We start from the raw sequence: 12,337 nt of genomic DNA, 5'->3' as shown, positions 1-12,337 counted from the left end.
GCCGGGCGGATGCTGGGCTGCGTGATCCACGGCCGGGACGACTGGCCCTTCTGGCCCGCGAGCCGAAGGTCGAGGATCTGATCAGCGCGATCGTCCCAGTGACGGAGGCCGAAAGAGCATTCACCTTGGCAGCAGACCGCAGCCGGTCCTGCAAGGTACTGCCGGACTCCGCCGTCTCGGCTGATCGCCGTTGCGGCGGGCAGAGGTGGGCCGGAGTGGGCCGGGGGCCCTGCCGACGGTCGCTTCGGGCCCCCTCCGCGCGGCGTTCTTTCCGCCGCGACGGTGATCAGCGTCGGGGTCGCTTCGACAGGCCGCGTCGGCTTTGGCGCCGCAGGTCTACGGTCGCCAGAGTGGGTGCTCGCGTTTTGCCCACTCGCGGCTCACCTGGCCGGTGCGCAGGCCGCGGCGGGACTCCGGGTCGGAGACGGCCATCCAGATGTGGCCGGCGAGGACGACGCCGATGGTGAGGGCGAGCCAGTCGTGGACGAAGGTGGCGGAGGTGCGCCACATGAGGGGGGTGAGGTGGGTGAACCACATGAGCAGGCCGGTGGCGAGCATGACGAGGGTGGCGCCGGCGATCCAGTTGGCGTAGATCTTCTGGCCGGCGTTGAACTTGCCTGCCGGGCGGGAGGACGGGCGCTTGTCGCGGCTCAGGGCGGCGTGCAGCCAGAGTCGGTCGTGGGGGCCGAAGCGGTTGAGGAAGCCGAGGTCCCGGCGGAAGGCGCGGGAGGCGAGCCCGAGGAGGACCGGGACGGGGAGGGCGAGGCCCGCGCACTCGTGGATCCGGACGACCAGCTCACGGCGGCCGACGAGGATCGCCAGCTGCGGGATGTAGAGGCAGGCGGCGGTCAGCACGCAGATGCCCATCAGCGTCGCCGTCGTGCGGTGGATCCAGCGCTCGGCGGGGGTGAAGCGGTGCAGCCGCTGCTCCGTGCCGGCCGGCGCGTCAGCTCGTAGGCTCATCGTCGCGTCCGTTCGAACGGCCGACCCAGGCGTCGACGTCGTAGCCGAGGTTCTCCCAGTATCCCGGCCGCACCTTGTCGGTGACCGTGATGCCGGAGAGCCACTTGGCCGATTTGTAGAAGTACATGGGGGCCACATAGAGGCGGACTGGTCCGCCGTGGTCGTGGCCGATGTCCTTGTTCTGCATGCGCAGCGCGACCAGGATGTCCGGCCGGCGCGCCTGGTCGAGGGTGAGGCTCTCGGTGTACGCGCCGTCGAAGCAGGTGAAGCGGATCGCCTTGGCGGTGTCCCGGACGCCCGCCAGGTCCAGGAGGTGGGAGAGCCGGACGCCGTCGAAGGGGGTGTCCGGAACCCGCCAGCCGGTGACACACTGGACGTCCTTGACCAGCCGGGTCTGCGGCAGGGCCCGCAGGTCGTCCAGGGTGTACGTGCGCGGCTTGTCCACCAGGCCGTCGATCTTCAGCTGGTAGTTCGCGGCGGTCTTGGTCGGCACGGACCCGGTCACCGAGTAGTAGCGGAAGCCGCCGCCGTTCGGGAGCAGTCCGGTCAGGCCCGTGGGGTCCTTGCCGGAGAAGGTGCCGAGGACCGACTCGGTGACGCGTTGCAGCACCGGCGCGGTCACCAGCCCGAGGGCGCCGAGGCCGATGGTGCCGAGGAACACCCGGCGGCCGACCGGGGTGCCCTCCTCGGCGCGCCGTGGCTCCTCGGATCGTTCAGAGTTCACGTACTCATTCGAACACCCTCGGGGCGGCCCCGGCCACGGAATCCCGCAGCCGTAAGGAATCCACAACCTCTTCTCATGAACCCCCGATCATGAAGCTCCCAGCGCGCGCTCCCGGGCCGTCCGGAACGCCTCGCAGGGGTCGCGGTCCGGGTAGGACCAGGGTGCCGGGGTGGCATGGCGGCCGATGCGCTGGAAGAGGGCCGCGGCCTCGGCGTACCGGCCGGCGCCCGAGGTGGCGTGGGCGAGGTGGTTGAGGTCGACGTGGCGGCGGGGGTGTTCCTCGATACCCCACTCCAGCCACCAGTCGAAGGCGGCGGTGAGGGCGCGCCGGGCGGAGGGCTCCTCCCAGTGGCCGGCTGCGGCCGGGTCGGCGGGGGCCCGGCCGGTCGCGGCCAGCACCCGGTGGCGCTCGGCGTAGGCGACGACCGGGAGAACGGCGAGCGGGGAGTCGGCGGGGGCGGCTGCGGCCGAGCGTTCCGCGAAGGCGCACAGTTCGTACGTCCCCTGGGTCTCGGTCTCCGCGATCCGGGCGGCCATCAGGTGGTGGGCGTGGTGGTGCTCGGGGTGCCGGCCGCGCACCTCGCCGAAGGTCCGGCGCGTCTCGTCGTCGGTGCCCAGGTACCGGGCCAGCATCAGCAGGCCGAGCCACGGGGTGGGGTCGGCCGGGGCGAGCGCGGCGGCGCGCTCGCAGGCCTCGCGGGCCCGGTCCGGGTCCTCCTTGCCGCGCAGGGCGTGCCGGACCAGGGTCAGCGCGTACAGGGTGGCGGCGCCCGCGGAGCCGGGCTCGGCGAGCAGCCACTCGCGGGCCCAGGCGACGGCGTAGGGCTCGTGGGCGAGGACGGTCACCCGGTGGCCCCGGCGGTCCCAGTCCTCACCCGTATGGAGCAGCAGGGAGCGGGCGGACTGCCAGCGGCCCTGGGCCAACGCGGCACGGGCGGAAATGAGTTCGACGTCGTCGAGGGCGTCGTCGGGACAGTGTTCGCACCCGGGGTGCGCTGCCGCGCGGGGACCTTCGGCGACGGCCCGGCCTGGGCCTAAGAGGGGCGGGGTTGGGGGCACCGCGGAACTTCCTGGTTGTCGGGCTGCCATCGGCCGATCACGCACAGCAAACCCCCAGCCAAGACTTTGCGTCAAGCTGAACAGAGACGGTACTCCGTTCAACTACCGTGAGTGGTGCGGAACTTGACGCGCGCCGGAGTCCGTTTGGCGTACCGTGGCCGTGGGGCCCGGGGTTCCGGCTGTGGCGTACGCCATGGCGCGGGCCGTCCCGGCGGCGGACCATGGCCGTAGGGGCTTCGCCGCCGCCCCGATCCACCGCCCGTGACCGATTCGGTCGGCGTGACCGAGTCGACTGCCCGGTTCCGGGCACTCCCGGAGCAATCCCGACCCGGGACCGCTACAGTCGGCCACTACGCACCCCGTAGCCCGGCCGCATGATCGAGGTACGCAGCGTGTCCGTACTGGTTCTGATTCTCGCCGTGAGCGCCGCCTGTTGCCTGGGCTTCGGGTTCGTGCTCCAGCAGAACGTCGCCCAGAAGGCTCCGCTCAGCGACTTCCTCTCGCCCCGGCTGCTGCTCGACCTGATGCGGGTACCGCGCTGGCTGGGCGGTATCGGCCTGATGGTGGCCGGCATGATCCTCGGCGCGGTCGCCCTCGGCAAGGGCGAGATCTCCCTCGTCGAACCGCTGCTCGCGACGAACCTCCTGTTCGCCCTCGCCCTCTCCCGGCACCAGACCAAGCACCCTCTCAGCCACCAGGGCTGGGCGGGCCTCATCCTGCTGGCGGGCGGCGTCACCACGTTCATCGTGGCGGGCGAGCCGCGCGGCGGGAACGCCGTCGCCAATCCGCTGCGCCACTGGCTGATCATCGGCGTGATGGTCGGCATAGCCCTGGTGCTCACCACCTACGCCAAACGCTCCCGGCTCAGCGCGGGACCGACCCTGCTCGCCCTGGCCGCCGGTCTCCTCTACGGCGTCCAGGACGCGCTGACCCGGGTCACCGGCACAAACTTCTCCGACGGCGGCATCATGGAGGTGCTGACCAGCTGGCAGCCGTACGGCGTGCTGGTACTGGGCGTCACGGGCCTGCTCCTGGTCCAGAGCGCGTTCGAGACCGCCGAGCTCCGCATGTCGCTGCCCGCCCTCACCGCCGCCCAGCCGCTCGCCGGGATCCTGTGCGGCGTCGGCTTCCTCGGCGACCGGCTGCGCACCGACACCGGGGCGCTGGCCTGGGAGGCGGCGGGCCTCGCGGCGATCGTGGCGGGCATCGTGCTGCTGGGCCTGCACCCGGCGATGCCCCGCGGATCGGCACCCCGCGAACCCGCCCTGGACCTCCAGCCGCGCTGACCCCCGCGCCCCGTCGGCCTGCTTGGATGACGGTATGAGCGCTGCTGACGAAATCCTCGACATCGTCGACGAGCACGACCAGGTCATCGGGCAGTCCCCGCGCGGCGAGGCGTACGCCCGCGGTCTGCGCCACCGCTGCGTCTTCATCCAGGCCCGCGACCCCGCCGGCCGCCTCTTCGTCCACCGCCGCACCGCCACCAAGCTGGTCTTCCCCTCCCTGTACGACATGTTCGTCGGCGGCGTGGTGGGCGCCGGCGAGTCCTACGACACCGCCGCCCTGCGCGAGGCCGAGGAAGAACTCGGCGTGACCGGCCTCCCCCAGCCGACCTTCCTCTTCAAGTTCCTCTACCACAACGGCACCGGCCAGAGCTGGTGGTGCGCGGTGTACGAGGCCCTCTGCGACCTTCCCGTCCAACCGCAGGTGGAAGAGGTGGCCTGGCACACCTTCCTGACCGACGAGGAGCTGACCGCCCGCCTCGGGGACTGGGAGTGGGTACCGGACGGCCTCGCGGCCTGGGAGAAACTTCAGCTGAAGCGCCCCGAAAGGGGCGCGGGGCGGTATTGATATGCGGCTCCGCCGCGTGGGCGCGACCAGCCCCCACCGGCCCGCGGACGACCCACCGTCCTCCCCCCGGTAGTCTCCTTCCACGTGATCGAATTCGCGCGGAACGTCCGTTTGTGGTTCGCCCCCGAAGAGGTACGCCAGGAGGGCACGACCCCCGACTACCGCTTCTCCCTCGCCAACGAGCGGACCTTCCTCGCCTGGCTGCGCACCGCCCTCGCCCTCATCGGCGGCGGCTTCGCCGTGGACCAGTTCCTGCCCGACCTCAGCCGGGCCTGGCGCGTCGGCCTCGCGCTCGCGCTGCTCGCCGCCGGTGTCCTGTGTTCGCTCCGCGCGGTGAACCACTGGATGCGCTGCGAGCGCGCGATGCGGCGCGGTGAGGACCTGCCGGTGTCCCGCTTTCCGGCCCTGCTGAGCGTCGTCGTCGCCGTGGTGGCCGTCGCGATGGTCGTCGTCGTGCTCGTCGGGTGGGAGGGATGACGGAGCCGGTCCGCGACCCGGGGCTGCAGCCGGAGCGGACCCGGCTGGCCTGGCGTCGTACGACGCTGTCGGCGACCGTGGCCGGCGTCCTCGCGGCGAAGACCGCCGTGCACGACGGCGCCTCGGCCGACGGAGTGGTCATAGGTGCCGTGTGCTGCGCCCTGTGGCTCGGCTTCCTCCTGATCGCCCACCACCGGATCCGCGCCCTCGCGGCCACCGACCGCCCCCCGGCGCTGGCCCCGCGCCGGGCGACCGCCGCGGTGCTGTGCACGGTCGCCATCGCGGTCTGCGCCGCCGCACTGGTCGTATGAGAAGCGGGCCGAGGAGTCACTCCTCCTCGGCCCGGTCCACGGTCACCACCAGCTTGCCCCTGGTGTGCCCCTCCTCGCTGCGCCGGTGTGCGTCGGCCGTCCGTTTCAGCGGGAACGTCTCGGCGACATGGACGGTCACCGCGCCCTGCTCGGCGAGCGCGGTGAGCCGTGCCAGGTCGTCGGCGTCGGGCCGTACGAAGCAGTAGCGGCCGCCGAAGTCGACGATGTCCGGGTCGGCGATCGAGGCCATCCGGCCCTCGGGGGCGAGCAGGTTCGCGGAGACGGTCAGGGCCTCGCCGCCGACGGTGTCGAAGACCGCGGCCACGCCCTCCGGGGCCAGTCCGCGGACGCGTTCCGCCAGTCCCCGGCCGTAGGCCACCGGCTCGCCGCCCAGCCCCCGTACGAAGTCGTGGTGGGGTTCGCTCGCCGTGCCGATGACCCGGGCGCCGAGGTGGGCCGCGATCTGCACGGCGAGCGAGCCGACCCCGCCGGCGGCGGCGTGCACGAGGACGGTCTCGCCGCGCTTGACCTCCAGGACGTGGACCAGCACCTGGTAGGCGGTGAGTCCGGCCAGCGGCAGCCCGGCGGCCTCCTCGAAGGAGAGGTTGCGCGGTTTGCGGGCGAGGGTGCGCACCGGGGCGGCGACGTACTCGGCGAAGGTGCCCCGGGAGAGGAAGTCCTCGCGGACGTAGCCGATCACCTCGTCGCCGGCCGCGAACTCGGTGACCGCCGCCCCCGGTCTTGCGACGACTCCGGAGACGTCCCAGCCGGGGATCACCGGGAAGACGGCGTCCAGGACACCGTCCAGACGGCCTTCACGGCACTTCCAGTCGACCGGGTTGACGGCCGCCGCCCGGACCTTCACCAGCACCGAGTCGGGGCCGACCTTCGGGTCCTCGACCTCGCCGTACTCCAGTGTCCCGGGTCCGCCGTACCGGCTGTAGCTGATCCCCTTCATGCAAACGACCCTCCGGGGTACTCGGACGCCACGCAACCGGGATGCCCGCATATGCACGGTTCGCGTGGCAGCCTGTCCGTCGGCATCACGCCACTCTCCTGAACCCCGCACTCCCGAAGGTGAGCACCATGACCATCCTTCATCAGGAACACACCGCGCACGGCCACACCCATGGACCGGACTGCGGGCACGACCGGGTGCCGCACGGCGACCACGTCGACTACGCGCACAACGGGCATCTGCACCGCGAGCACGGCGGCCACTGGGACGAGTGCGAGCCCGACGGGCACGTGACCCACGCGGACCACGACCACCGGCACGGCGACGGCTGCGGGCACACCGGTGTCCTGCACGGCGACCACATCGACTACCTGCACGACGGACACCGGCACGCCGAGCACAACGGCCACTGGGACGACCACTGAACCGGCCCGGTCCGGAATCGGTGGCTCCCCGTTCTGCGCGCACGGGGAGCCGCCGTCTCCCGGCCGGGCCTTAGGGTGGTCCCGGTCACTTTCGGCTCACCGGCTGGACGACATACCGACTGGTCGGCATCATGAGTCGGGTCCTGTTCATTCGTTCGTAGGAGCGATGCATGAGCCCCGACCACCCGCCCGGACTCGATCTCGACCGGCTGCGCGGACTGCTCGATCGCGAGCGCCCCGGCCTGGTGACCGGTCCGCTGACCGGAAGGCTGATCGAGGGCGGACGGTCGAACCTCACCTACGCGATCTCCGACTCCACCGCGAAGTGGGTCGTACGACGGCCCCCGCTCGGCCATGTCCTGGCCACCGCGCACGACATGAGGCGCGAGCACCGCGTGATCAGCGCGCTGCACCCGACCGAGGTGCCGGTGCCGGCCCCGGTGCTGCTGTGCGAGGACGAGGAGGTGCTGGGCGCGCCGTTCTATGTGATGGAGTTCGTCGAGGGCACCCCCTACCGCACCGCCGAGCAGCTCGCCCCGCTCGGCGCGGAGCGCACCCGCGACGCGGTGCTGTCGCTCGTCGACACGCTGGTCGAGCTGCACTCCGTGGATCCCGGGCAGGTCGGCCTCGCCGACTTCGGGCGCCCGGAGGGGTTCCTGGACCGGCAGCTGCGCCGCTGGGGCAAGCAGCTGGACGCCTCCCGCAACCGTGACCTGGCCGGCATCGACGAGCTGCACGCGACCCTGGGCCGCCGGCTGCCCGACTCCCCCGCGGCCACCGTCATCCACGGCGACTACCGCCTCGACAACGTCCTGATCGGCGACGACGACCGGATCAGGGCGATCCTCGACTGGGAGATGTCCACGCTCGGCGACCCGCTCACCGACCTGGGCCTGCTGGTGATGTACAGCCAGCCGCTGGGCGCGCCCGACTCGCCGGTGTCGACCACCGCCGAGGCACCCGGCCACCCGGCCCCGCGGGAACTGGTCGAGCGCTACGCGGCCCGCTCCGGCCGGGACGTCTCGCACATCTCCTGGTACACGGCGTTCGCCTGGTTCAAGCTCGCCGTGATCCTGGAGGGCATCCACTACCGGTACACGCTGGGCCAGACCCTGGGGCAGGGCTTCGACCGCATCGGCGAACTCGTCCCCGTCTTCATCGAGCACGGACTGACCACTCTTCAGGAAGGCTGACCGGCCATGGACTTCGCGTTCGACGCGCGCACCGAGGAACTGCGCGCCAAGCTGCTCGCCTTCATGGACGAGTACGTCTACCCGGCCGAGCCGGTCGCCGAGGAGCAGCGCGCGGCGCTGGCCTCGCCGTGGGACACGCCGGCCGTGGTCGAGGAGCTGAAGGCCGAGGCCCGCAGGCAGGGCCTGTGGAACCTCTTCCTGCCCGACGCCGAGTACGGCGCCGGCCTCACCAACCTCCAGTACGCGCCCCTCGCCGAGATCACCGGCCGCTCCCCGCACCTGGCGCCCACCGCGCTGAACTGCGCGGCCCCGGACACCGGCAACATGGAGGTGCTCACCCAGTTCGCCGACGAGGCGCAGAAGAAGCAGTGGCTGGAGCCGCTGCTCGCCGGTGAGATCCGCTCCGCGTTCGCCATGACCGAGCCGGAGGTGGCCTCCTCGGACGCCACCAACATCACCACGTACATCGAACGCGACGGCGACGACTACGTCATCACCGGCCGCAAGTGGTACATCTCCGGGGCGATGAACCCGGACTGCAAGATCTTCATCGTGATGGGCAAGACCGACCCGGAGGGCGCCGACATCCGGCGCCAGCAGTCCATGGTCCTGGTCCCGCGCGACACCCCCGGCGTCACGGTCAAGCGCGCGATGCAGGTCTTCGGCTACTCGGACCACTCGCACGGCGGCCACGCCGAGGTGATCTTCGACCACGCGCGCGTGCCGGTCGCGAACCTGGTCGGCGAGGAGGGCGGCGGCTTCGCCATCGCCCAGGCCCGGCTCGGGCCGGGCCGGATCCACCACTGCATGCGGCTGATCGGCATGGCCGAGCGGGCGATCGAGCTGATGTGCCGCAGGGCCGTCTCCCGCCAGGCCTTCGGCAAGGCGCTGGCCCAGCAGGGCGTGGTGCACAACTGGATCGCCGACGCGCGGGTGACCGTCGAGCAGCTGCGGCTGCTGGTCCTGAAGACCGCCTGGCTGATGGACACCGTCGGCAACCGGGGCGCCCACACCGAGATCCAGGCCATCAAGATCGCCACCCCGCGCGCGGTCGTCGACATCATCGACCGGGCGATCCAGCTGCACGGCGCGGGCGGTGTCAGCCAGGACTTCCCGCTGGCCGAGCTCTACGCCTCGGCCCGGACCCTGATGATCGCCGACGGCCCCGACGAGGTGCACCAGCGGTCGCTGGCCCGCCGGGAGCTGAAGAAGTACCTGTAGACAGGGAACAGACCGGCGGCCCCGGCCATGAGGTCGGGGCCGCCGGTCTGTTCGCGGCTCAGGGCCGCAGCGCCCGCAGCAGCAGGTCGGCCAGGTGGTCGGCGACCTCCTGCGGAGCCATGGGTCCGTCCGGCCGGTACCAGGTCGACAGGTGGTGTACCGAGCCGAAGTGGTAGTCGACGACGAGATCCGCCGGGGTCGCGGTCGAGAAGACGCCCTCGCGCTGGCCCTCCTCGATGAGCGCGCGGAAGCGTTCGTGGTAGCGCCGGCGCTCGGCGCGCACCTGCTTGTTCTTCTCCGGGCTCAGATGGTGCATGGACCGGAAGAAGATCGACGCGTCGTCGAGGTTCTCGATCGTCGTCACGACGACGTCGGCCGCCGCGCCCCGCAGCCGCTTCTCGATCGGCTCGTCCGCGTTCGCGAAGGCGTCGAGCCGTTCCTGCTGCACGCGCAGCACGCGCGCGTACACCTCGTGCAGGAGGTCGTCCTTGGAGCCGAAGTAGTGGTACAGCGCCCCCTTGGTGACGCCGGCCGCCTCCACGATCTCCTGCACGGAGGTGCGGTCGTAGCCCTGCTCCGCGAAGAGCCGGGTGGCGGCGGCGAGGAGCCGCTGCGGAACGGGAGCCCCGTCCCCGTCCGTCGTCCTGGGCACTGCCGCCACCTGCCTTCCTCGTCGTCTCTGCTAACCCTGTTGCGGTCGGGAACGCAGTTCCCGTCGGAGGATCTTCCCACTTGCCGTCTTCGGCAGGTCGGTCAGGATCTCCACCTGGCGCGGGTATTTGTAGGCCGCCAGTCTCTCCTTGCAATAGAGGGCGAGATCGTCCGGGTCGGTTGCAGTTCCCGGGCGAAGACTGATGTAGGCCTTGACGGTCTCCCCGCGGTACCCGTCGGGCACGCCGACGACGGCCGCCTCGCGCACCGCCGGATGGGTGTACAGCACGTCCTCGACCTCGCGCGGCCAGACCTTGAAGCCGGACGCGTTGATCATGTCCTTCTTGCGGTCGACGACGTACAGCCAGCCCTGCGGGTCCATGAACCCGATGTCACCGGTGCGCAGCTCGCCGTCCGGGAAGGTCTCCGCGGTGGCCTCGGGCCGCCGCCAGTACCCGGGCACGACCTGCGGCCCGCGCACCGCGATCTCGCCCTGCTCGCCGAAGGGCACCTCGCGGCCCGCGTCGTCGATGATCCGGACGACCGTGTCGGGACCGGACACGCCGACCGCGAGCGTCCCGGAGACCGGGTCCACCGGCGCCTCCAGGCCGGGCGGCACGGAGGCGCACGGCGCGGTGCACTCGGTCAGCCCGTAGCCGTTGCGGATGTACGGCCCGTACCCCGCGCGGAACTTCTCCACCAGCGCCGGCGGCAGCGGCGCGCCGCCCGAGGAGATGTTCACGAAGGAGGCGAAGTGCTCCGGGGTGACGTCCGGGTGGGCGGCGAGTGCCATGAAGGCCGTGGACGGGCCGACCGTGTACTGCGGGCGGTGCTCGGCGAACGCCTCCAGGACCAGGCCCGGCTCGAAGCGGTACGTCAGCACCAGGGTGCCCGCGCTGGTCAGGCAGGCGCCGAGCTGGCAGACCATGCCGGTGATGTGGAACAGGGGCGCGAGGGCGTAGTAGACCGGCGCGTCGGGCAGCGCGAGCCCGGTCCGCTGCCGCTCGGCGTTGTACATGATGTTGCCGTGCAGGTTGGTGGCGCCCTTGGGGGCGCCGCTGGTCCCCGAGGTGTAGCTGATCAGCGCGATGTCGGAGGGCGCCGGATCCCGTCCCTCGGGCGCCTTGCCGCCGCGCCGCGCGACCTCGACCAGGTCCTCGGCGTCGGCGGCCTGCGGCAGCCGCTCGAAGCCCAGCACGCGCGCGTCGTCCCGGGTCTGGAAGTCCAGCTCGCTCGCGGTGAGCACGATCCTGACCGGCGAGTCGGCGGCCGTGTCGCGCAGGTACGACTCCCAGGCCCGCTGCGAGCAGACCAGCGCGGCGACCTCGCCGTCCCGCAGGACGTGGGAGACCTCCCCCGACTTGTACATCGGGTTGACCGGCACCACGGTGGCGCCCGCCTTCCAGGCGCCGAGCAGCGCGAGCACGAAGTGCGGCGAGTTCTGCAGGACGACGGCGACCCGGTCGCCGCGCTCCAGGCCGCGCTCGGCGAGGTGGGCGGCGACGGAGTCGCTCAGCTCGTCGGCCTCGCGGAAGCTGAGCCGGGCGTCGAAGTAGGCGAGGAAGGGGCGGTCGGGTGCCTCGGCGACGGCCGCGCGCAGGGCGTGCACCAGCGAGTCGGGGGGATCGACCGGCCCGCGCTGGGCCTCGTTGAGCAGCGCCACCCAGGGCCGGGCGGCGTAGATGGACTCGGTCTCCGCCTGGCTCACCGGACGGCCTCCCACTTCTGCTGGATGTGGTTCATGTTCGTCAGCCAGCGGTCCGGGTCGGCGGCCCGTGCCTGGTAGAAGTCGGCGACCTCGGGATGCGGCAGGATCAGGAACCGGTCCTCCGCCATCCCCTTGAACAGCGCGTCCGCGACGGCGTCCGGCTCGATGGCGGTCGGCTGGAGCACGATATCGCCCGCGCTGCCGGTGGCGGCGAGCATGTCGGTGCGGACGCCCTGCGGGCAGATGGCGTGCACCTTCAGGCCGCGGTGCCGGTAGGTCAGTGACAGCCACTCGGCGAAGGCGTACGCGGCGTGCTTGGTGACGCTGTACGGGGCGGCCCCGATCATGGTGAGCAGCCCGGCGGCGGACACGGTGGACACGAACCGCCCGCTCCCCCGCTCCAGCCACTCCGGCACCAGCTCCTGCGCGGCCCGCACATGCGCCATGACGTTGACGTCCCAGGCGGAGGCCCACACGGCCTCGTCGGCCGCCTCGGACCCGCCCGAGCCGAGCCCGGCGTTGGCGCAGTAGACGTCGACACTCCCGCCGAGCGCGTCCCGCGCGGCCCCGACGACGGCCGACGCGTCACCCGGAACGGCCATCCCGCCGATCTCCGCGGCGACGGCCGCCGCCTTCTCCCCGTCCAGGTCGTTCACCACGACCCGGGCCCCCTCGGCGGCGAACCGACGCGCCAGCGCAGCCCCGATGCCACCTCCCGCCCCGGTGACCACGACTCGGGCATCTCGCACGGCTCCCACCATCGGTCTCCTTCGACACGACGCGACCAGACTCGGCT

At 72.0% G+C, this 12,337-nt stretch carries 14 protein-coding genes and 1 pseudogene; 8 read left to right on the top strand and 7 right to left on the bottom strand.

The window, feature by feature from the left end; all coding sequences use genetic code 11:
* Positions 1-41 precede the first annotated feature (41 nt).
* Positions 42-167 (top strand): annotated as a pseudogene (locus tag ACGFZS_RS28180) (L-idonate 5-dehydrogenase); the annotation flags it as partial.
* 169 nt (positions 168-336) lie between these two features.
* Here the strand turns inward: ACGFZS_RS28180 and ACGFZS_RS28175 are convergent.
* The 3 genes from ACGFZS_RS28175 to ACGFZS_RS28165 all read right to left on the bottom strand — a co-directional run bounded on the left by ACGFZS_RS28175 (position 337) and on the right by ACGFZS_RS28165 (position 2,746).
* The gene (locus tag ACGFZS_RS28175; RefSeq protein WP_393797465.1) at positions 337-963 is read right to left on the bottom strand and encodes a cytochrome b/b6 domain-containing protein; all 627 of its coding nucleotides are present in this window, start codon (positions 961-963) and stop codon (positions 337-339) included.
* Positions 947-1,687, bottom strand: coding sequence for a molybdopterin-dependent oxidoreductase (locus ACGFZS_RS28170; RefSeq protein ID WP_355717831.1), 741 nt, complete (start codon positions 1,685-1,687; stop codon positions 947-949). Before ACGFZS_RS28170 ends, ACGFZS_RS28175 begins: the two co-directional genes overlap by 17 nt.
* An 87-nt stretch (positions 1,688-1,774) precedes the next feature.
* Positions 1,775-2,746: a hypothetical protein gene (locus tag ACGFZS_RS28165; protein ID WP_393797464.1), complete on the bottom strand. Its 972-nt coding sequence runs from the start codon at positions 2,744-2,746 to the stop codon at positions 1,775-1,777.
* A 392-nt stretch (positions 2,747-3,138) separates the two neighbouring features.
* Here ACGFZS_RS28165 and ACGFZS_RS28160 point away from each other — a divergent pair, with 392 nt between their 5' ends.
* The 4 genes from ACGFZS_RS28160 to ACGFZS_RS28145 all read left to right on the top strand — a co-directional run bounded on the left by ACGFZS_RS28160 (position 3,139) and on the right by ACGFZS_RS28145 (position 5,385).
* Positions 3,139-4,032 carry a DMT family transporter gene (locus ACGFZS_RS28160; RefSeq protein WP_365685656.1) on the top strand — a complete coding sequence of 298 codons (894 nt, stop codon included), beginning with the start codon at positions 3,139-3,141 and terminating at the stop codon, positions 4,030-4,032.
* Between the two features lie 34 nt (positions 4,033-4,066).
* Positions 4,067-4,597, top strand: a complete 531-nt coding sequence (locus ACGFZS_RS28155; RefSeq protein ID WP_393797463.1) for an NUDIX hydrolase — start codon at positions 4,067-4,069, stop codon at positions 4,595-4,597.
* An 84-nt stretch (positions 4,598-4,681) separates the two neighbouring features.
* On the top strand, positions 4,682-5,074 hold the full coding sequence (locus ACGFZS_RS28150) for a YidH family protein (RefSeq protein WP_393667771.1): 393 nt from the start codon (positions 4,682-4,684) through the stop codon (positions 5,072-5,074).
* Positions 5,071-5,385 (top strand): DUF202 domain-containing protein, encoded by a 315-nt coding sequence (locus ACGFZS_RS28145; protein ID WP_393797462.1) that lies wholly within the window; start codon positions 5,071-5,073, stop codon positions 5,383-5,385. The genes ACGFZS_RS28150 and ACGFZS_RS28145 overlap by 4 nt, the downstream gene beginning before the upstream one ends.
* 16 nt (positions 5,386-5,401) lie before the next feature.
* On the opposite strand, the gene ACGFZS_RS28140 is transcribed toward ACGFZS_RS28145, so the two are convergent.
* Positions 5,402-6,343 (bottom strand): NADP-dependent oxidoreductase, encoded by a 942-nt coding sequence (locus ACGFZS_RS28140; RefSeq protein WP_393797461.1) that lies wholly within the window; start codon positions 6,341-6,343, stop codon positions 5,402-5,404.
* Positions 6,344-6,471: 128 nt separating this feature from the next.
* Here ACGFZS_RS28140 and ACGFZS_RS28135 point away from each other — a divergent pair, with 128 nt between their 5' ends.
* From ACGFZS_RS28135 to ACGFZS_RS28125, 3 genes are all read left to right on the top strand, one after another.
* Complete coding sequence (locus ACGFZS_RS28135; protein WP_355717816.1) at positions 6,472-6,768, top strand: hypothetical protein; 297 nt, start codon at positions 6,472-6,474, stop codon at positions 6,766-6,768.
* A gap of 170 nt (positions 6,769-6,938) precedes the next feature.
* Positions 6,939-7,961 (top strand): phosphotransferase family protein, encoded by a 1,023-nt coding sequence (locus ACGFZS_RS28130; RefSeq protein WP_393797460.1) that lies wholly within the window; start codon positions 6,939-6,941, stop codon positions 7,959-7,961.
* Positions 7,962-7,967: 6 nt separating this feature from the next.
* Positions 7,968-9,182, top strand: coding sequence for an acyl-CoA dehydrogenase family protein (locus ACGFZS_RS28125; RefSeq protein ID WP_393797459.1), 1,215 nt, complete (start codon positions 7,968-7,970; stop codon positions 9,180-9,182).
* A gap of 58 nt (positions 9,183-9,240) precedes the next feature.
* On the opposite strand, the gene ACGFZS_RS28120 is transcribed toward ACGFZS_RS28125, so the two are convergent.
* Genes ACGFZS_RS28120 through ACGFZS_RS28110 form a run of 3 tightly spaced genes read right to left on the bottom strand, consistent with a single transcriptional unit; the run spans position 9,241 to position 12,302 of the window.
* Entirely contained in the window at positions 9,241-9,834 is a 594-nt protein-coding gene (locus ACGFZS_RS28120; RefSeq protein WP_355717807.1) for a TetR/AcrR family transcriptional regulator, read from the bottom strand.
* A gap of 30 nt (positions 9,835-9,864) precedes the next feature.
* Positions 9,865-11,541, bottom strand: coding sequence for a class I adenylate-forming enzyme family protein (locus ACGFZS_RS28115; RefSeq protein WP_393797458.1), 1,677 nt, complete (start codon positions 11,539-11,541; stop codon positions 9,865-9,867).
* Positions 11,538-12,302, bottom strand: coding sequence for an SDR family oxidoreductase (locus tag ACGFZS_RS28110; protein ID WP_393797457.1), 765 nt, complete (start codon positions 12,300-12,302; stop codon positions 11,538-11,540). The genes ACGFZS_RS28115 and ACGFZS_RS28110 overlap by 4 nt, the downstream gene beginning before the upstream one ends.
* Positions 12,303-12,337 lie beyond the last annotated feature (35 nt).

The sequence above is a fragment of the Streptomyces sp. NPDC048288 genome (assembly GCF_043201555.1).
In the GTDB taxonomy this organism is placed as follows: domain Bacteria; phylum Actinomycetota; class Actinomycetes; order Streptomycetales; family Streptomycetaceae; genus Streptomyces.
Note: the sequence above shows the minus strand (reverse complement) of the source record. Positions and strands in the feature narration are given on the sequence as shown.

Coding starts and splice junctions, on each gene's coding strand:
- ACGFZS_RS28110 (WP_393797457.1), bottom strand. CDS start 12,302: ATGGTGGGAGCCGTGCGAGATGCCCGAGTCGTGGTCACCGGGGCGGGA.
- ACGFZS_RS28175 (WP_393797465.1), bottom strand. CDS start 963: ATGAGCCTACGAGCTGACGCGCCGGCCGGCACGGAGCAGCGGCTGCAC.
- ACGFZS_RS28125 (WP_393797459.1), top strand. CDS start 7,968: ATGGACTTCGCGTTCGACGCGCGCACCGAGGAACTGCGCGCCAAGCTG.
- ACGFZS_RS28140 (WP_393797461.1), bottom strand. CDS start 6,343: ATGAAGGGGATCAGCTACAGCCGGTACGGCGGACCCGGGACACTGGAG.
- ACGFZS_RS28130 (WP_393797460.1), top strand. CDS start 6,939: ATGAGCCCCGACCACCCGCCCGGACTCGATCTCGACCGGCTGCGCGGA.
- ACGFZS_RS28135 (WP_355717816.1), top strand. CDS start 6,472: ATGACCATCCTTCATCAGGAACACACCGCGCACGGCCACACCCATGGA.
- ACGFZS_RS28155 (WP_393797463.1), top strand. CDS start 4,067: ATGAGCGCTGCTGACGAAATCCTCGACATCGTCGACGAGCACGACCAG.
- ACGFZS_RS28145 (WP_393797462.1), top strand. CDS start 5,071: ATGACGGAGCCGGTCCGCGACCCGGGGCTGCAGCCGGAGCGGACCCGG.